Origin of the sequence: Allobosea sp. BK604 (assembly GCF_004341515.1) — a bacterium.
Lineage (GTDB): Bacteria > Pseudomonadota > Alphaproteobacteria > Rhizobiales > Beijerinckiaceae > Allobosea.
This window is the reverse complement of record NZ_SLZF01000003.1, coordinates 561,076-578,736: the sequence shown is the minus strand read 5'-3', so window position 1 is coordinate 578,736 and position 17,661 is coordinate 561,076. Positions and strand designations below refer to the sequence as shown.

15 protein-coding genes are annotated in these 17,661 nt (G+C 66.1%); 4 read left to right on the top strand and 11 right to left on the bottom strand.

Translation table 11 applies throughout. The features are described 5' to 3' along the window. Window positions 1–218 precede the first annotated feature (218 nt). Window positions 219–2,558, top strand: a complete 2,340-nt coding sequence (locus EV560_RS12150; RefSeq protein WP_248312006.1) for a xanthine dehydrogenase family protein molybdopterin-binding subunit — start codon at window positions 219–221, stop codon at window positions 2,556–2,558. Window positions 2,559–2,657: 99 nt separating this feature from the next. Here EV560_RS12150 and EV560_RS12145 read toward each other — a convergent pair whose 3' ends face one another. From EV560_RS12145 to EV560_RS12100, 10 genes are all read right to left on the bottom strand, one after another. Then, the gene (locus tag EV560_RS12145) at window positions 2,658–4,088 is read right to left on the bottom strand and encodes a homospermidine synthase (RefSeq protein WP_131855995.1); all 1,431 of its coding nucleotides are present in this window, start codon (window positions 4,086–4,088) and stop codon (window positions 2,658–2,660) included. 141 nt (window positions 4,089–4,229) lie between these two features. After that, on the bottom strand, window positions 4,230–5,060 hold the full coding sequence (locus EV560_RS12140) for a phosphodiesterase (RefSeq protein ID WP_131855994.1): 831 nt from the start codon (window positions 5,058–5,060) through the stop codon (window positions 4,230–4,232). 130 nt (window positions 5,061–5,190) lie between these two features. After that, entirely contained in the window at window positions 5,191–6,522 is a 1,332-nt protein-coding gene (locus EV560_RS12135; protein ID WP_131855993.1) for an ABC transporter substrate-binding protein, read from the bottom strand. 8 nt (window positions 6,523–6,530) lie between these two features. Then, entirely contained in the window at window positions 6,531–7,367 is an 837-nt protein-coding gene (locus EV560_RS12130; RefSeq protein ID WP_131855992.1) for a carbohydrate ABC transporter permease, read from the bottom strand. After that, a complete protein-coding gene (locus EV560_RS12125; protein WP_248312005.1) occupies window positions 7,364–8,239 on the bottom strand; it encodes a carbohydrate ABC transporter permease in 876 nt (291 codons plus the stop codon). Before EV560_RS12125 ends, EV560_RS12130 begins: the two co-directional genes overlap by 4 nt. Before the next feature lie 177 nt (window positions 8,240–8,416). Beyond that, window positions 8,417–8,953 (bottom strand): GNAT family N-acetyltransferase, encoded by a 537-nt coding sequence (locus EV560_RS12120; RefSeq protein WP_131855990.1) that lies wholly within the window; start codon window positions 8,951–8,953, stop codon window positions 8,417–8,419. Window positions 8,954–9,183: 230 nt separating this feature from the next. Then, window positions 9,184–10,329, bottom strand: coding sequence for a type III PLP-dependent enzyme (locus EV560_RS12115; RefSeq protein WP_131855989.1), 1,146 nt, complete (start codon window positions 10,327–10,329; stop codon window positions 9,184–9,186). A 572-nt stretch (window positions 10,330–10,901) separates the two neighbouring features. Further along, on the bottom strand, window positions 10,902–11,477 hold the full coding sequence (locus EV560_RS12110; RefSeq protein WP_131855988.1) for a glyoxalase superfamily protein: 576 nt from the start codon (window positions 11,475–11,477) through the stop codon (window positions 10,902–10,904). Between the two features lie 185 nt (window positions 11,478–11,662). Then, on the bottom strand, window positions 11,663–12,772 hold the full coding sequence (locus tag EV560_RS12105; protein ID WP_131855987.1) for a calcium:cation antiporter: 1,110 nt from the start codon (window positions 12,770–12,772) through the stop codon (window positions 11,663–11,665). Between the two features lie 76 nt (window positions 12,773–12,848). Next, a complete protein-coding gene (locus EV560_RS12100; protein WP_131855986.1) occupies window positions 12,849–13,682 on the bottom strand; it encodes an N-acyl homoserine lactonase family protein in 834 nt (277 codons plus the stop codon). Window positions 13,683–13,768: 86 nt separating this feature from the next. Between EV560_RS12100 and EV560_RS12095 the strand changes: the two genes are divergently transcribed. Beyond that, complete coding sequence (locus EV560_RS12095) at window positions 13,769–14,371, top strand: TetR/AcrR family transcriptional regulator (protein WP_131855985.1); 603 nt, start codon at window positions 13,769–13,771, stop codon at window positions 14,369–14,371. 187 nt (window positions 14,372–14,558) lie between these two features. Then, on the top strand, window positions 14,559–16,151 hold the full coding sequence (locus EV560_RS12090; RefSeq protein WP_131855984.1) for an OpgD/OpgG family glucan biosynthesis protein: 1,593 nt from the start codon (window positions 14,559–14,561) through the stop codon (window positions 16,149–16,151). 128 nt (window positions 16,152–16,279) lie between these two features. On the opposite strand, the gene EV560_RS12085 is transcribed toward EV560_RS12090, so the two are convergent. Then, window positions 16,280–16,663 (bottom strand): RidA family protein, encoded by a 384-nt coding sequence (locus EV560_RS12085; RefSeq protein ID WP_131855983.1) that lies wholly within the window; start codon window positions 16,661–16,663, stop codon window positions 16,280–16,282. A gap of 193 nt (window positions 16,664–16,856) precedes the next feature. On the opposite strand from EV560_RS12085, the gene EV560_RS36365 reads away from it, so the two are divergent. Further along, window positions 16,857–17,615 (top strand): AprI/Inh family metalloprotease inhibitor, encoded by a 759-nt coding sequence (locus tag EV560_RS36365; protein WP_248312004.1) that lies wholly within the window; start codon window positions 16,857–16,859, stop codon window positions 17,613–17,615. Window positions 17,616–17,661 lie beyond the last annotated feature (46 nt).

Below are 17,661 nucleotides of genomic sequence, written 5' to 3'. Positions count from 1 at the left end.
TCCTCGAAGCGCGAAAATTCTCCAGGCTTTTGATTTATCGCGTTCCTTCCGCGAACCGGTGCCTATTTCGCTCGAAAATGCGGTAGACGCTGATCCCCATGAGGATATCGCCCATGCGACATCCGCAAGGCGGGGCGCCAGCCTTTTGAGGCACTATAGGGTGATTGCCTGCCGACCAGTGCAGGCCTTGATCGCGGTACCTCGTCATGAATATGCGCATGTCCCCAGACGACCTCTCCATCATGAAATTCGGTGTCGGCCAGCCGGTCCCGCGCAATGAGGACCCGGTCCTGGTGCGCGGCGAGGGGCGCTACACCGACGACGTGTCACTCGAGGGCCAGCTCTACGCCGCCTTCGTGCGCAGCCCGCATGCGCATGGCGTGATCCGCGGCATCGATATCTCAGCCGCCAAAGCCATGAAGGGCGTCGTCGCGGTCTATACGGCGTCCGATCTCGAGGGCCAGGGCTATGGGCTGCTGAAATGCCAGATCGACTTTCCCAACCGCGACGGCACGCCGATCAAGAAGCCTGTCCGCCAGGCGCTGGCGACCGACAAGGTCCGTTTCGTCGGTGATCCGGTGGCGGCCGTCGTGGCCCGGACCGCCGTTCAGGCGCGCGACGCCGCCGAGGCCGTGGCGCTCGATATCGAGGTCCTGCCCGCCGTCACGACGGGGGAGGAGGCGATCGCTCCCGGCGCGCCACAGCTCTATGACGATGTTCCCGATAACGTCATCCTCGACTTCCACTATGGCGATGCCGGGAAGGTCGCGGCCGCCTTTGCCGGCGCCGCCCATGTCACCAGGCTCCGCATCGTCAATAACCGCGTCGTGGTGAACGCGATGGAGCCGCGTTCCGCCGTCGGCGCGTACGATCGCAAGAGCAAGCGCTACACGCTGCACGCGGCGAGCCAGGGCGCTTTCGGCATGCGCAACAACCTCGCGGCGGCGATGGGTGTCCAGCAGGAGCGGATGCGCCTGGTCACCGGCCATGTCGGCGGCTCCTTCGGCATGAAGTCTTCGGTGTTCCCCGAATATGTCGTGCTGCTGCATGCGGCGCGTGTTCTCAAGAAGCCGGTGAAATGGACCGACCAGCGGTCAGAGAGCTTCGTTTCGGATTATCACGGTCGCGACATGGTCTTCGAGGCCGAGCTCGCGCTCGACGCGCGCGGCACCTTCCTGGCGACACGCTTTACGGGCATCGGCAATATGGGCGGCTATCTCACGCCCTTCGGGCCGATGATGGCGACGATGAATCTCGGCAAGAACAGCGTCGGCATGTACCGCACGCCGCTGGTCGAGGTGCAGACCAAATGCGTGGTTACCAATACGGTGCCGATCGCGGCCTATCGCGGTGCCGGCCGTCCGGAAGGGAACTACTTCATGGAGCGGCTGATCGACACCGCCGCCGCGGAAATGGGGATCGACAAGGCGGCGCTCAGGCGGCGCAACCTGATCGCGCCGAAGCAGCTGCCCTGGACGACCCCGGTCGGCACGAAATATGACAGCGGCGACTTCCCCGCGCTGCTCGCGCAGGCCCTCGAAGTTGCCGATTGGGGCGGCTACAGAACGCGGCTTCGCGGCAGCCAGAAGGCCGGCAAGCTGCGCGGCCGCGGCATCGGTTGCTATCTCGAGGTGACCGGGCCGCCGAGCAACGAGATGGGCGGCCTGCATTTCGAGGCTGATGGCAGCGTCACCATCGTCACCGGCACGCTCGATTATGGCCAGGGCCATTGGACGCCCTTCGCGCAGGTGCTGACGAGCAAGCTCGGCGTGCCCTTCGACAAGATCCGTCTCGTGCAGGGCGATAGCGATCGGCTGATCGCCGGCGGCGGGACGGGTGGCTCGAAATCGATCATGGCGAGCGGCTCGGCGATCATGGAAGCGGGTGACCGCGTCATCGAGAAGGGCAAGGCCGCGGCTGCGCATCTTCTCGAAGCGGCTGTCGCCGATATCGAATTCCTGCGGGGCCGCTTCACCATCGCCGGGACCGACCGCTCGATCGGCATCATGGAACTCGCCGCGAGGCTGCGGACGGGGCCGGCCCTGCCCGAGGGGCTGCCGCAGACGCTGGATGTCGACCATGTCTTCAAGGCGGCGCCATCGGCCTATCCCAATGGCTGCCATGTCGCTGAGGTCGAGATCGATCCGGAGACCGGACAGATCGAGATCGCCAGCTACTTCATGGTCAATGATTTCGGGACGCTGGTGAACCCGATGATCGTCGAGGGCCAGCTCCATGGCGGCGTCGTCCAGGGCATCGGCCAGGCGATCTATGAGATGACGGCCTATGACGAATCCGGCCAGCTCATGACCGGCTCCTACATGGACTACGCGATGCCGCGCGCTGCGGATGTGCCGTTCTTCTCGTTCATGAGCCAGGGCATCCCGACCGCGACCAATCCGGTCGGCGCCAAGGGCTGCGGCGAGGCCGGCTGCGCCGGCTCGCTGCCCTCGGTGATGAACGCGATCGTCGATGCGCTCGCACCCTATGGCGTGCGGCATGTCGACATGCCGGCGACCCCGCAGGCGATCTGGAGGCTGATTCACCAGCGCGACTGAGATGGCGCCGGCGATCGATCAAAATAACGAAAGGGAGGGTCTGGCCGCGCCAAACCCTCCCTTTCCGATAATGGACGATCCGTGGAGTCGCGCGCGCTCTCAGCGCACCAGGATGTTCCTGAACTGCCAGGGATCGCTGGTGTCGAGGTCCTCCGGGAAGAAGCCGGGGCGGCCATCGAGCGGAGTCCAGTCGGTGTAGACACCGACGACCGGGCCGAGATAGGGCAACTGCACTTCGAGACAGCGGCGGAAATCGATCTCGTCGGCCTCGACGATGCCGGCATTCGGGTTCTCGAGGGCCCAGACCATGCCGGCGAGCACGGCCGAGGTCACCTGCATGCCAGTCGCGTTCTGGTAGGGGGCGATGCGGCGGGTCTCCTCGACCGAGAGCTGCGAGCCGTACCAGTAGGCATTCTTGCCGTGGCCGTAGAGCAGGACGCCGAGCTCGTCGATGCCGTCGACGATCTCGTTCTCCTCGAGGATGTGCTGCTGCTCCTGGACATTGCCGCCATTGCCGAACATCTCGTGCAGCGAGAGCACGGCGTCGTTGGCCGGGTGGTAGGCGTAGTGGCAGGTCGGCCGGTAGACGGCTTTGCCGTCGCGCACGGTGAAATAATCCGAGATCGAGATCGCCTCGTTATGGGTGACGAGGAAGCCGTATTGCGCTCCCGGAGTCGGGCACCAGGTGCGGACGCGGGTGTTGGCGCCGGGCTGGAGCAGGTAGATCGCGGCCTGGCAGCCGGCCTCGTGGGTGCGACCGTTCTCAGGCATCCAGTTCTCGTGCGTGCCCCAGCCGAGCTCGGCCGGCTGCATGCCCTCTGAGACGAAGCCCTCGACCGACCAGGTGTTGACGAAGACGTCGCGCGGCTTGGGATGCTTGGCGCGCTGGGTGTCGCGCTCGGCGATATGGATGCCCTTGACGCCGACCTGCTGCATCAAGGCGCCCCATTCGGCGCGGGTCTTGGGTTCGGGCGTCTGCAGACCGAGATCGGCGGCAAGGTTCAGCAGGGCCTGCTTGACGAACCAGGAGACCATGCCGGGATTGGCGCCGCAGCAGGAGACCGCCGTGGTGGTGCCGGCCGGGCGGGCGTGCTTCGCACCGATCGTCATCTCGCGCAGCGCGTAGTTGGAACGCTCGGCCGCGCCCTTGCTGTGGTCGAAATAGAAGCCGAGCCAGGGCTCGTTGACCGTGTCGATATAAAGCGCGCCGAGCTCCGAGCAGAGCTGCATGATGTCGAGCGAGCCGGTATCGACCGAGAGGTTGACGCAGAAGCCCTGGCCACCGCCCTCGGTGAGCAGCGGCTCGAGCACGGCGCGATAATTCTCCTTGGTCAGGCCTTCCTGGATGAAGCGGATGCCGCGCTCGTCGAGCAGGGCGCGGTTGCTGTCATGCGGATCGATCACGACGAAGCGGCTGCGATCGTACTCGAAATGGCGCTCGATCAGCGGCAGCGTCCCGCGCCCGATGGAGCCGAAACCGATCATCACGATCGGACCGGTGATCTTGCCGTGCATGGGCCAGCTGGTCATGGGCGCGCTCCTTTTTTCACGCGTTTCCGAAACGGTTCAGCCCCCATGCCGGGGTGCCGCCTGAGCGGCTCCCCGGGATGAGGGCTTTCTGGCGGCTAGCCTCTATGGCTGAGGGCGGGCGCCGTCAATTTCTTTCACTCTTCAGGCATGTGCGCCGGGATAGTCGGCATCGAGCACGAAAGGATAGGGGCCGGGATAGCGCTCGACATAGGCCATGTGGCTGACGAGCCCGGCGCCCTCGCTGTAGTGATGCAGCAGATAGGCCGGCGGCTCCATGTGGAAGGTCGCGGCGCCGTCATCGGTGATGTCGAGCGTGACCTGATGCGTCACGCTCGGCGCGATCTGCGCGAGGGTGCCGGCATAGCGCGCCTGGATCGGCCGGTGATGATGGCCGCAGAGGATGCGTTCGACGTTGGGGTGGCGGGCGACGATGGCGCGGAATTCCTCGGCGCCGTCGAGCAGGCGGATCGCGTCCATATGGCGGATGCCGCAGTTGAACGGCGGGTGATGCATGAAGATCGCGACCGGCTTGCCGTTGGCGCCATCGAGCGCCTTGTCGAGAAGGGCGAGCCTGGCCTCGCAGAGCGCACCGGAGCTCTGGCCGGGAACCAGAGTGTCGAGGCCGATCAGGCGCATCGGGCCGAGATCGGCGACGAACTGGATGAAGCCGGCTTCGAGCACGGCGTGCGGGCCGAGATCGAGCCCATCGATCAGCGTCTCCCTGCGATCATGGTTGCCGGGCAGGAGCAGCGTGGGAATTCCGAGCCGGCTCAAGAGCTGCTTCAGCAGCGTATATTCCTCGGCGAGGCCGCAATCGGTCAGGTCGCCGGTGACGACGACGACGTCGGGGCGCGGGCGCAGATTGGCGACGGCGTCGAGCGCGCGCTCGGTCAGCGCATTGGTCTCCGAGACGCGATAGGCCGGCTTGCCGAGCGGACGGATATGCAGGTCGGTGATCTGGGCGATGAGCATGGCGGGGATCCGTAGACGGGCGCGAGCGTCATGCCCGGGCTTGTGCCTGGTATCCACGCCTTGCGACGCGGATGCCAGTGGGACGTGGATGGCCGGGACAAGCCCGGCCATGACGGATGAGGCCGGGGCCTTACTGCGTCGGCAGCTTCAGCGCGGTCTGCTCGACATAGGGCTTCATGACCTCGTCGGCGGTCTTCTGGGCGGCGACGAGCGCCTCCTTCGGCTGCTTCTTGCCGGAGAGCACGGCCTGCAGCTCGTCCTCGATCGCCTTGCGGACGACGACGGTCTTGTAGGTGGCGAACCAGGGCTTGGCATAGGCGAGCTGGTCGACGGCGACCTTGGCGTCGGGGTTCTTCTCGAGGAAGGCCCTCATGTCCGGCAGGTCATAGGCCCGCATGTTCGGCGCGAAATAGCCGGTGGCGCGGCTCCACCAGCCGGACTTCTCCGGCGAGGTCATCCAGTTGATCAGGGTCCAGGCAGCCCTCTTGCGCTCGCCGTCGACACCGGTCGGGATCACCAGCGAGGCGCCGCCGATCGGAACCTGATTCTGCAGGTTCTTCGGCACGAAGGCGACCTTGAACGGGAACTTGGCGTTGTTGCGGACGAAGGTCAGCGAGCCCGTCGAGTTCAGCATCATCGAGGCCTGGCCGGACAGGAAGGCGGTGGTGACCGCGCCGCCCTGCTGCACGCCGGGCTGCAGCGCCTTCTGCTTGACGACGAGGTCGTTCCAGAAGGTCAGGGCGCCGAGGGTCGAGGGCGCGTCGTAATAGACCTCGCCGGCGTAATCGAGGTTGAACCAGCGGCCGCCATTCGAATAGGTCAGCGCCTGCAGGAGCCAGCCGCCGGTGTCGTATTGCGAGGGGATCGCGACGCCCCAGCGGGTGACGCGGTCGCCTTCACGCTTGGTCAGCTTCTTGGCGGCGGCGGCGAACTCGTCCCAGGTCCTGGGCGGGTTCTCGGGATCGAGGCCGGCTTCCTTGAAGTGCTCGGCGTTGATGTAGAGGATCGGCGTCGAGTTGTGGAAGGGCACGCCATAGACCGAGCGATCAATCACGGCATTGCCGTAGAGCGCCGGGAAGAACTGGCCCATGAAGGCGTCGTTGCTCTTGCCGTCGGTCTTGATCAGGTCGTCGAGCTTCTGGATCTCGCCCTCGATCTTGAGGTCGAGCAAGAAGTTGGCGGACATGATCGCGGCCGCGGGCGGCTTGCCGGCCTTCATCGCGGCGCGGGTCTTGATCAGGGTCTCGTCATAGGAGCCGGTATAGACCGGCGTCGCCTTGATCGCGGGATGGGTCTCGTTGAACTGCTTGATCATGGTCGCCATGTCGCGGGCGAGCTGGCCGTCGACGGGAACCGGGAAGAAGAGCTCGATCTCGGTCGGGGCCTGCGCGAAGGCGGGCGAGAAGGCGAGGGCGGCGGCGAGGGCCGCGGCGCCGAGGATGGATCGGCGTGTGCTGGTCATGGCAATCCTCATTTGATGCCGGAGGAAACGAAGGAGTTGACGAAGCTGCGCTGGAACAGCGCGAAGGCGATCAGCAGCGGCGCGCTGACCATCAGGGTGCCGGCGGCGATGACGCCCCAGGCCTGCGCGCCCTCGGCGCCGCGGGTGAAGGTGGCGAGGCCGACTGTGAGCGGACGCAGGTCCGGCGAGTTGATCACCATCAGCGGCCAGAGGAACTCGTTCCAGTGGCTGGTGAGGGAGATGATCGAGAAGGCGATCAGCGAGGGTTTGGCGAGCGGCAGGTAGATGTAGCCGATGCGCTGCCAGATGCTGGCGCCGTCGATCAGCGCGGCGTCCTCGAGCTCGCGCGGGATCGCCTTGAAGGCCTGCCGCATCAGGAAGGTGCCGAAGGCCGAGGCGAAATAAGGCGCCATCACGCCGAGCAGCGTGTCGTAGAGCCCGAGCGAGGCGATCGTCACCAGATTGGGGATGATCAGCGCGACCGGCGCCAGCATGAGCTGGAGCAGGAAGAGATAGAAGACGAAGGTGCGACCGGGAAACTCGATCCGGGCGAATGCATAGCCGGCCAAGGTGATCGTGACGATCTGCACCGCGAGCGTGCCGAGGCTGATGATCGCGGTATTGAGCGTGTAGCGCGGGAAGTCGGCCGAGGCCCAGGCTTCAGCGAAATTGTTCAGCGTCGGCACATAGGAGGGCAGCAGCGAGGCCATCGCCGCGCCGCCATAGGTCTGCGGATTGAAGGCCGCGACCAGCATCCAGACGAAGGGGATGACCCAGAGCGCGGCGAGCAGCAGCGTCGCGCCATAGCCGAGCGTCGGGGTGATCTCGCGAGTGGCGACGCTCATGCTTCGCGCTCCCCGAAGGAGCGCTCGAGCGTGCGCAGCGACGAGAAGGTGATGGCGAAGAGCAGCGCCAGCATCACCAGCGTTCCGGCGGCGGCGCGGCCGTGATCGTAATTCTCGACCGCCTGCTGGTAGACGTAGAAGAGCAGGAGATTGGTCGAATCCGACGGGCCGCCCTTGGTCAGGACGAAGACATGGTCGACCTGCGTCACCACGTTGATCAGGCCGACCACCAGCACGAAGCCGATGGTCGGCTTCAGATAGGGCAAGGTGACATAGCGCAGGCGCTGCCATGGACCCGCGCCGTCGAGGATCGCCGCCTCATAGGCATCGGCCGGCACGGCCTGAAGGCCGGCGAGGAAGAACAGCATGTAGTAGCCGGCATTCTTCCAGATGGTCAGGCCCATGATCGCGTAGAGCGCGATATCGGGATCGCCGAGCCAGTTCGGGCCGCTCAGCGCCAGCTTGCCGAGATAATAGTCGAGCAGGCCGACATTGGGCAGGAAGATGAAGAGGAAGATCGAGGCGGCCGCGACCAGCGGCACCAGCACCGGCAGGAAGAACAGGGCGCGGAACAGCGAATTGACGCGGTTCGATTTCGCCAGCGCCATGGCGAAGCCGAGCGCCAGCACGAGGCTGGGGATCACCGTGCCGAATGCGTAGATCAGGTTGTTGGCGAAGGCCTTGCGGAAGGCCGAATCGGCGAAGAGGCCAGTGAAATTGTCGAAGCCGACGAAGACCTGCGGGCTGCCGGCACGGACCTGATTATGCGCCGCCTGCCAGAGGACCTGGAGCACGGGCCAGTAGGTGAAGAGCGCCAGGAAGACCAGCGAAGGCGCGAGCAGGCCGAGCGCGACCAGGAGCTGGCGGTTCACCCGCCAGGGTGCCCTCCGCTCGTCTGAAGCCAGCTCAGCTTCGCCTGTGAGAACCGCGTTCGCCATGAACCCCTGCCTGTGCCGGGGGTGATGGCGATAGCGAACGACGTTTAGGTGACTGGTCGATGACGGAGCGGTGACGCGCCCGGCGCGAGGCCGGGCGCGTCTGGCGGAATATCAGGCGGCGCGGCGCAAAGACGCAGCAGCCGGCGCAGTGGCGTCGGCACGGCCGGCCGCGACCAGCACGCCCTTGGCGCCATCGAGCGCGCCGTCGCGCAGCTCGAGCGCCAGGAAGCGCTCGCGCTCGACCGGGCCCGGCATGGCGAGCGACCGGGTCGGCTCGGTCGAGAAGCCGAAGCGCGAATAGTAGGGAGCGTCGCCGACGAGGATGATCGCGCCATGGCCGTGGCAGGCGGCGCGCCAGATCGCCTCGCGCATCATCGCCTTGCCCAGGCCCTCGCCCTGCAGCTCGGGGGAGACCGCGAGCGGGCCGAGCAGCAGCGCCTTCACACCGTTCGCTTCGACAGGCCAGAGGCGTACGGTCGCCGCGAGCTTGCCGTCGCGCTCGGCGATCAACGCCAGGCCTTCGGCCGGCAGGCGGCCCTCGCGCAGGCGCTCGCTCGACTTGGCGGTGCGGCGCTCGCCCAGGCAAATGTCGAGCAAGGTTTCACGGGCCGGGATATCGGCAGCAATTTCGTCGCGAATCGTGATCATGACGCACCTCCGGCCGGAGCGCCCATCCTCATGGACCTTCCCGGCGCCGCGCGAACGCGGCCACAAACGACTGGGATGTGTGGAAGAGGGGTCCGGCGGGAGCCACGTCCGCGCCCTCCATTCTTGGAGGCGCGAACGCTCCGCCCAGTTTCCCGGGCGGCCTGCCGACTCCTGACAGGGCGCTTCGCCGGACCCGATACACAGGGGGCGGGAAAGCCCCCGTTCTTACGTCAGATGACGTACTGCTTCAGCGGCGGGAAGCCGTTGAAGGCGACGGCCGAGTAGGTCGTCGTATAGGCGCCCGTGCCCTCGATCAGCACCCGGTCGCCGATCTCGAGCGAGAAGGGCAGCATGTACGGGGTCTTCTCGTAGAGCACATCGACCGAGTCGCAGGTCGGGCCGGCCAGGATGCAGGGCACGGTCGCGTCGCCGTCCCGCGTGGTGCGGATCGGGTAGCGGATCGCCTCGTCCATGGTCTCGGCGAGACCGTTGAACTTGCCGATGTCGAGATAGACCCAGCGCACCTGGTCATCCTCGCTCTTCTTCGAGACGAGCACGACTTCGGCCTCGATCAGGCCGGCATCGCCGACCATGCCGCGGCCCGGCTCGATGATCGTCTCCGGCAGACGGTTGCCGAAATGCTTCGACAGCGCCTGGAAGATCGCATCGCCATAGGCCGGGACGCCCGGGATCGGACGCAGGTAGCGCGCCGGGAAACCGCCGCCGAGATTGACCATCGACAGCGAGATGCCGCGGGCAGCGCATTCCTTGAACACGGCCGAGGCCGAGGCCAGCGCCGAATCCCAGGCCTTCACATTGGCCTGCTGCGAGCCGACATGGAACGAGATGCCATAGGCGGTCAGGCCGAGGCGATGGCCATGCTCGAGCACGTCCGCGGCCATCTCGGGCACGCAGCCGAACTTGCGCGAGAGCGGCCAGTCGGCGCCGGCACCGTCGCAGAGGATGCGGCAGAAGATGCGCGCGTCCTTGGCACCGGTCGCCTTGGCGGCGCGGGCGACCTTCTCGACCTCGGCGATGCAGTCGACCGCGAAGAGGCGCACGCCGAGCTCCATCGAGCGGGCGACGTCGCGCTCCTTCTTGATCGTGTTGCCGAAGGAGATGCGGTCGGCCGTGGCGCCGGCCGCGAGCGCGAGCTCGATCTCGACGACCGAGGCGCAATCGAAGCAGGAGCCGAGCTTGGCCAGCAGGGCGAGCACTTCCGGTCCCGGATTCGCCTTCACGGCATAGAAGACGCGGGTGTCCGGCAGGGCGCGGGAGAAGGCGTGATAGTTCTCACGCACGACATCGAGGTCGATGACGACGCAGGGACCGTCCTCGCGGCGGTTACGAAGAAACTCACGGATGCGCTCGGTCATCGGCGCGACTCCCCTCCGGCGCAAGCGGCGCCGATACGACGTATCGCCGGGTGAGTCGTACGCGGTCACGGCGCGTTGGAGACGCCGAGAACAGCGGACGAACCGTCCGGACCCGAAAACACCGTCGATTGGGGAAGCCCCCGCACGCCCGGCAATGAAGGACAAGCCTCTTCGGTGTTGGCCTTTGGAGGACCAACGAGACCAAAAAAGCCCGCTCCGTCGTTGCTTTAAGCTGCGTCCCCCGTGGAGATTCGGGGTTCGCCGGTTTCGCCTCCGGCTGCCGGTCGCTGTTGGGGAACGATCCTCTTGCGAGAACCGGGAAGCGTGATTTGAGGGATGTCCATCCCCTCCATCCGTCTTCCAACCCCTGGCGGCTGTCCGGCCTCTTGTCCGGATGCCCACCGACCGGCACGCGGCCACAGGCACGTGCGAATTGGGTAAGGCCCATATACGGACGGGTTCCCCGGGGTTCAAGTTTTTTTTGACCCACGTTCGGATTTTTTAGCGAACGCGGCTAAGGAAACGCCCCGGACCGGGGAGTCCAGGGCGCAGACCGATATGAGCCGGCTGAATCAGCCCTCCGCGCGCTTCTCGCAGAAGCGGATGCGGTTGCCGAACGGATCCGGCACTTCGAGCGTGCGACCGCCCGGCCCGTGCTCCTGGATACCGGGCTTGGAATAGGGGTAGCTCTTGCCGATCAGTTCGGCGCGATAGGCGTCGACGCCCTGCATCCAGACGAAGACGGTCGAGCCCGGGCTGGCATCGCCATGATGCTCGGAGAGATGCAGCTTCAGGCCCGAGCGTGAGACCTGCATGTAGATCGGGAAATTCTCGCCGTAGCGATGGTCCCAATCCATGCTGAAGCCGAGGAAGCCGAGATAGAACTCCCTGGCCTTCTCGACATCGAAGATCCGCAGGACCGGGATGCCCATGGCGAGGCCGATACCGTCGGCGGGGATCGCCGGAAGCTCGGCCTCGTTGTTGTCCTTCTCGGCCCTGCCGATCTTGGCGGCGAGGATGTTCCAGTCGTCATAGCCGAACTGGCGGGCGACGATCTCCAGCGTCTGGGCATGGGAGAGCGCGGCCTGCGGCGCCAGAGCTTCGCGCAGGGCCTTGGCCATCAGTTTCGCATCGCGATAGGTGCGCATGATCACAATCCTTCTCGACGGCGGACGAGGCGATCAGGGCTCGCATTGCTGAAGCATCCGCCGAATCGATCAGGATCGGGAGGGAGCGCCAAGGAGATACATTCACCATGCCCTGACGGGCGCGAGCGGCAGGCTGTATCCGGCCTGACGCAACCTTAGGGATGGGCTGTTCCCGCTGTCAACGCTCAGGGCTGGAAGGTCAGGAACAGGAAGGTGGCGAAGATCACCAGATAGACGAAACCGTTGAGGATATTGGTGCGGCCGGTGGCGAAGGTGAGCGTGCTGACCAGCAGCGTGAGCGCCAGCAGCACCGAGTCGGAGGCGTCGAGGCCGAGCACCAGCGGCTTGTCGAGATGGAGCGCGACCAGGGCGACGGCCGGGAAGGTCATGCCGATCGTCGCCAGAGCCGAGCCGAGCGCGAGGTTGAGCGATTTCTGCAGCTCGTCCTTGCGGGCAGCCTGCACTGCCGCGATGCCCTCGGGGAGCAGGATCAGGATCGCGACGACGAGGCCGGTGACCGGAGGCGGGGCGCCGATCGCCTCGCGCCCGAGCTCGACGATGACGGAGAATTTCTTCGAGAGCAGGATGACGGCCAATAGCGAAACGAGGAGCAACGCGACGCTGATGCCGACGCGGCGCAGCGAGTGATGGGTGTCGTCTTCGCCCTCGCCCGCGATGAAGATGAAATAGTCGCGATGGCGGACGGTCTGGATGTAAAGAAAGGCGCCATAGAGCACGACGGTGACGACGGCTGCGAAGGCGAGCTGGCTTTTGGAATAGCTCGGGCCTGGCGTTTCCGTGGTGTAGTTCGGCAGGATCAGCGTCAGCGTCGCCAGCACGAGCAGCACGGTGAGATAGGCGCTGGCGCCGGGGACGCGGAAGCTCTGCTCGCGATAGCGCAAACCGCCGGCAAGGATGCACAGCCCGGTCAGGCCGGTGCAGACCGTCATCACCACGGCATAGACCGTATCGCGCGCCAGGGCGGGGCTGCCATCCTTGCCCGAGAGCATGATCGAGGCGATCAGCGCCACCTCGATGATGGTGACGGCGGCGGTCAGCACGAGCGTGCCATAGGGTTCGCCGCTCCAATGCGCGATCACCTCCGCGTGATAGACGGCGGCGAAGATCGCGCCGAAGATCACGGGGATCAGCAGGACGGCGAAGACGATCCCGGTGATGCCCGGCGCCAGGCGATCGGCGAAGCCGAGCGCGGAGGCTGCGCCGTAAAAGAGCAGGCCGAGGAGCGGGTAGATCCAGGCCGTCTTGGGCATGCCCAGGGAGCGTTCTGCGTTCATCGTCGGTCTCAACCCTCTGGTCGGATGGTCAGGATGGACGGAGCCCCGGCTCGCGCGCAAGGGCTCGGCGAGGGGATCAGAGGAGGGGCCGGCGCGCGGCGAGACGCTGCGGACCCTCGGGATCATGCGCCGGCAGCAGAACGGTCGGCTCATCGGCGGCGAAACGCTTGATCGCCCTCAGGGTCGCGAGCGATGCCGCGGGGTCGTTGGTGACGCCGTCGGTCTTCTCCGCCACGAGATTGGCTTGCGAATAGGTCGCGTCGCCCGCCAGAAAATAGGTCACGTCATCGGCGCGGACGATGACCGAGACATGGCCTGCGACATGGCCGGGTGTCGGCACCAGGACGATGCGGCCGTCGCGGGTAACGGGATGTGAGGCCGGGAACGGCCCGAGCGCCGGTCCGTCCATGTCGACAAGTTCGGGCGCCAGCCAGACCGGCCAGCGCTGCGGCAGGCAACCCATCATCATGCCCCTCACGCCGGTGGAGACGGCGTGGTTCGCGCGCGGGCCGATGATGCGAGCATGCGGAAAATGGTCGAGCCCGCCCGTATGGTCGTGGTGGAAATGGGTCAGGATCACGGTGCCGATCCCGGTGGGATCGATGCCCATGGCCAGCAGGCGCGGCCCGATTTCCTCATGCGGCGCGACCTTGATCGAGACTTGCCTGTAGAACGGGTTCCAGCCCGGCAGGTAGCCCGGCACGGAATTGCGCCAGGTATCGCCGGTATCGACGAGGAAGCGACCCTCGGGATGCTCGATCAGGAAGCAGAGGATCGGCAGAGGCTCGACCCAGTCGCGGTCGCGGAAGATGTCGAGCTTGCGCCCGATCGGGCCGCGATCGTCGCGGCCGGTGCGCTGTGCCGTCTTCATCCTCGCCTTGCCGGTCTCGATCGCCGTGACCTTGATCATCGTGGCCTCCCTAAAAAGAACGGTCATTCGTTTTAATAAGGATGCGGCGAGCTTGTAAAGAGGGAGCGTTCGTTTTATTTCGAATCATGCCGAAGATCTCAGATGAGAAGCGCGCCGCCCGCCGGGCCCAGATTCTCGAAGCCGCCTGGTCATGCTTCCAGAGGGAAGGGCTGCATGCCACGACGATGGACGACATCATTCGCGCCTCCGGGCTCTCGGCGGGGGCGGTCTATTCCTATTATCCGAGCAAGGACAAGCTGATCATGGCGGCGGTGACGACTTCGCTCTCGGGCCTGAGCGCGCTGATCGAGCCGATTCTGAAGGCCGAGCCGCCGCCATCGCCCGACGACTTTGTTCGGCAGGTCACTGCGACGATAGCGGGCTTCACGGCTCGGGACGGCTACGATCTGAAGCGGATCGCGCTGCTCGGCTGGAGCGAGGCGCAGCGCAACGAGCGGCTGCGCGAGACGATGCGCGGTTTCTATCTGGCGTTCCGTGGTCGGCTCGCGGACCTCGTGGGCAGTTGGAGACGTTCGGGCCTGGTCGGGGAATCGGTGCCTGAGCAGGATATGGCCAAGGCGCTGATGTCGATCATCCTCGGCTTCGTCGTGCAGGCGGCGATCCTCGGCGATGTCGACGGCGCCGCGCTCGCCAGTGGCCTGGACGGCTTCGCGCGCCCAACAGCCTGACCTGGGAATCGCCGGCGTTCGTTACGCCGGCGAACGCCCCTGAAATGAGCGGATCCCGAGCGGTGACCAGCTTGTGATACGGTCTTGAGCGGGCCTGTCGCATCAGCGCCCTAGACCGGCCCTAATTCGTGGCCTAAGTCGTTGGCGCGCATGCTTTCAGGGCAGTTCGACGGGGCTATATCCGACCATGACCGTGACCGACCGCCGCCAGATCCTGGCCGGCCTGACCGCCGCCCTGAGTCTCTCGGCGGCGCCCTCCGCCCTGTTCGCGCAGCAGCCGGAGGCGCAGCCTGCGCCGGTCCCGGCGCCGCCGCAGCCGCGTTTCGGCTTCGAGGAGGTGGTGCGCCGGGCGCGCGAGGTCGCGGCCGCCGCCTATGAGCCAGGCCCGAGCCTGCCCGAACCGCTCTCCAAACTCGATTTCGACAGCTGGCGCGACATCCGCTTCCGCCCCGACCGGGCGCTGCTGGCGCAGACCGGCTCCGGCTTCCGGATGCAGATGTTCCATCCCGGCTTCCTGTTCACGCGTCCGGTTGCGGTCAACGTCATCCGCGACGGCGTGCCGACGCCGGTGCCCTATTCGGGCAATCTGTTCGATTACGGCAAGACCAAGTTCGACAAGCCGCTGCCGGTCAATCTCGGCTTTGCCGGCTTCCGCCTGCACTACCCGCTCAACGATCCGCGCGTCTTCGACGAACTGATCTCCTTCATCGGCGCGAGCTATTTCCGCTTCCTCGGCCGCGACCAGCGCTACGGACTTTCGGCGCGCGGCCTCGCCATCGGCGCCGGCCAGAACGGCAACGAGGAATTCCCGGCCTTCCGTGAATTCTGGGTCGAGGCGCCGGCGGCCAATGCCGAGCGCATCACGATCTACGCCCTGCTCGATTCACCGTCGGTCTCAGGCGCCTACCGCTTCAATATCTATCCTGACGTCGACAGCGTGCTCGATATCAGCGTCACGCTCTTCCCGCGCAGGACGATCGAGAAGCTCGGCCTGGCGCCGCTGACCTCGATGTTCTTCACCGGCGAGAACGACCGGCGCTTCCATGATGATTTCCGCAGCGAGCTGCATGATTCCGACGGGCTGATGATCCATTCGCGCACGGGCGAATGGATCTGGCGGCCGCTGCGCAATCCGCGCCAGCCGGCGGTCTCCTCTTTCGTCGAGCCGAATGTGCGCGGGTTCGGGCTGATGCAGCGCGACCGGTCCTTCGAGCATTACCAGGATCTCGACCTCGCCTATGAGCTCAGGCCGTCCTACTGGGTCGAGCCGCAGGGCGACTGGGGCGAGGGCATGGTCGAGCTGATCGAACTGCCGACCAGCGACGAGACGAATGACAATATCGTCGCGCTCTGGGCGCCGAAGACGCCGATCGAGGCGGGCCGCGAATTCAGCTTCAGCTACAAGCTGACCGCGATGCTGGATTCGCAGGACCTGCATCCGGGCGGGCGCGTGATCAATACCTATCAGGCCAAGCCCAAGGCGCTCGGGTCCGGCGAGCCGGTAACGGACGGTGCGCGGCGCTTCATCGTCGATTTCGCCGGCGGCGACCTCGATTACTATCTCCAGCAGCCCGAGAAGGTCGAAATCGTACCATCGATCGCCTATGGCAAGATCAACCGAGCCTTCATCGTGCCGAACCGCAAGACGGAAGGGTTCCGCGCCTTCATCGACATCATCGTCGAGCCCGGCCAGCTTGCGGAGATGCGCGCCTTCCTGAAGAGTGGCGAGAAGACACTGACCGAGACCTGGAGCTACCCCTGGCGTAGCGATGCCGTCTGATCATTCTACTGGCGCGGCCATCTGATGCGACGGCCTGCGCTTCCGGTGCTCCCGGTTCGCGACCGCCACGCCAGCCGACTCACGCCAGCGAAGTCTCAAGCGGCTCCGGTGCGGTGTTCGGACGGAACTCAAACCGCCGCTGCGACCACTTCGATCTCGACCTTGAATTCCGGGAAGGTGAAGCCCGAGACGATCATCAGCGTCGAGGCCGGTGGCGGCGTGCCGACATGGGCGTCGCGCGACTCCATATAGGCCTTCATATGGGCGCGGTCGGTGACATAGGCGTTGATGCGCACGATATCGGCGAGCGTCATGCCGGCCTCGGCCAGGATGGCCTCGATATTGGCGAAGCAGAGATCGGCCTGGGCGCGGGCATCTTCGGGGATGGTGCCGTCGGCGGCCGTGCCGAGCTGGCCCGAGCAATAGACCAGGCGCTGCCCGGCCGGCACCTCGACGCCATGGCTGTAGCGCGCGAAGGGCGGGCGGATTGAAGGCGGGTTGAGCGGCTGCATGCGGGTTCTCCGGATCGTTCCCTGATCTAGCCACAAGCCGCAGCGGAACCAAATCTCCCGCTGCGGGGTTGGCGAGCGGCGGCCATTCCGGCATTTCGGCTATTTGGATGGCCGCCGTGCTCATGTCACGTTCACGCGGCAGGGCTAAACTTGCGAATCAGATCAAGCGACGAAAAGGGGTGGACGCCGCATGATGACCGGAGCTGCGAACCGGATGGGCCTGCTCAAAGCCGCCAGCCTGCTTCCCCTTCTGACCTTGACAGCCTGCGCCGGCTCGCAGCGCTTCGCCAGCGGACCGGCCCGGCCGGTTTATAGCGAGCCGGCTACGCCGATGTCGGCTCCGCCGATCAGCTCCGCGCCGGTGATCTCCGAGCCGCTGCCGCCTCCGGGCGGCTATCCGCCGGGTGGCGGGGGTTATCCTCCGGGCGGTGGGGGTGGTTATCCGCAGGGCGGCTATCCCTCGGCCTCGGCGCCGCCGCCGGGCCAGTCCGGGGGTTCGCTGCCGCCGCCGGGAGATCCGTTCTACCAGCCCAATCCGCAGCCGAGCGCTCCGAGCACGCCGCCTCCAGTCGGGAGCCCGTCCGGCGTGCAGCCGATGCAGGGTGGCGGCGGCCAGATCGCGACGCTGGGCGCTGGCGCCGGCGCTGGTTCGGGGCGCGGCGCGGTGAGCTCGCGAGACGGCATCGTCGGCAACTGGACGGCGCGGGAAGCGACCGGCACCTCCTGCCGCATCCAGCTCTCGAGCTCGCCATCGCTCGATCTCTACCGGGCCAATGCCTCGGGCTGCGCCAATCGCGACCTGCAGAAGGTCAATGCCTGGGATTATCGCGACGGCGAGGTCTATCTCTACCAGTCGGGTGGCTCGGTCGTGGCGAGGCTGCGCGCCAGCGATGGCGGTGCGATGAACGGCGCCGTGACGAAGTCCGGTGCCGCCCTCTCGATGAGCCGCTAGAGCCGGATCCGATCAGGTTGAATCAACCTGATCGGTGAACCCGTCT

Coding starts and splice junctions, on each gene's coding strand:
- EV560_RS12085 (WP_131855983.1), bottom strand. CDS start 16,663: ATGCAGCCGCTCAACCCGCCTTCAATCCGCCCGCCCTTCGCGCGCTAC.
- EV560_RS12130 (WP_131855992.1), bottom strand. CDS start 7,367: ATGAGCGTCGCCACTCGCGAGATCACCCCGACGCTCGGCTATGGCGCG.
- EV560_RS12115 (WP_131855989.1), bottom strand. CDS start 10,329: ATGACCGAGCGCATCCGTGAGTTTCTTCGTAACCGCCGCGAGGACGGT.
- EV560_RS12145 (WP_131855995.1), bottom strand. CDS start 4,088: ATGACCAGCTGGCCCATGCACGGCAAGATCACCGGTCCGATCGTGATG.
- EV560_RS12095 (WP_131855985.1), top strand. CDS start 13,769: ATGCCGAAGATCTCAGATGAGAAGCGCGCCGCCCGCCGGGCCCAGATT.
- EV560_RS12120 (WP_131855990.1), bottom strand. CDS start 8,953: ATGATCACGATTCGCGACGAAATTGCTGCCGATATCCCGGCCCGTGAA.
- EV560_RS12090 (WP_131855984.1), top strand. CDS start 14,559: ATGACCGTGACCGACCGCCGCCAGATCCTGGCCGGCCTGACCGCCGCC.
- EV560_RS12100 (WP_131855986.1), bottom strand. CDS start 13,682: ATGATCAAGGTCACGGCGATCGAGACCGGCAAGGCGAGGATGAAGACG.
- EV560_RS12140 (WP_131855994.1), bottom strand. CDS start 5,060: ATGCTCATCGCCCAGATCACCGACCTGCATATCCGTCCGCTCGGCAAG.
- EV560_RS12150 (WP_248312006.1), top strand. CDS start 219: ATGTCCCCAGACGACCTCTCCATCATGAAATTCGGTGTCGGCCAGCCG.
- EV560_RS12110 (WP_131855988.1), bottom strand. CDS start 11,477: ATGCGCACCTATCGCGATGCGAAACTGATGGCCAAGGCCCTGCGCGAA.
- EV560_RS12105 (WP_131855987.1), bottom strand. CDS start 12,772: ATGAACGCAGAACGCTCCCTGGGCATGCCCAAGACGGCCTGGATCTAC.
- EV560_RS36365 (WP_248312004.1), top strand. CDS start 16,857: ATGACCGGAGCTGCGAACCGGATGGGCCTGCTCAAAGCCGCCAGCCTG.
- EV560_RS12135 (WP_131855993.1), bottom strand. CDS start 6,522: ATGACCAGCACACGCCGATCCATCCTCGGCGCCGCGGCCCTCGCCGCC.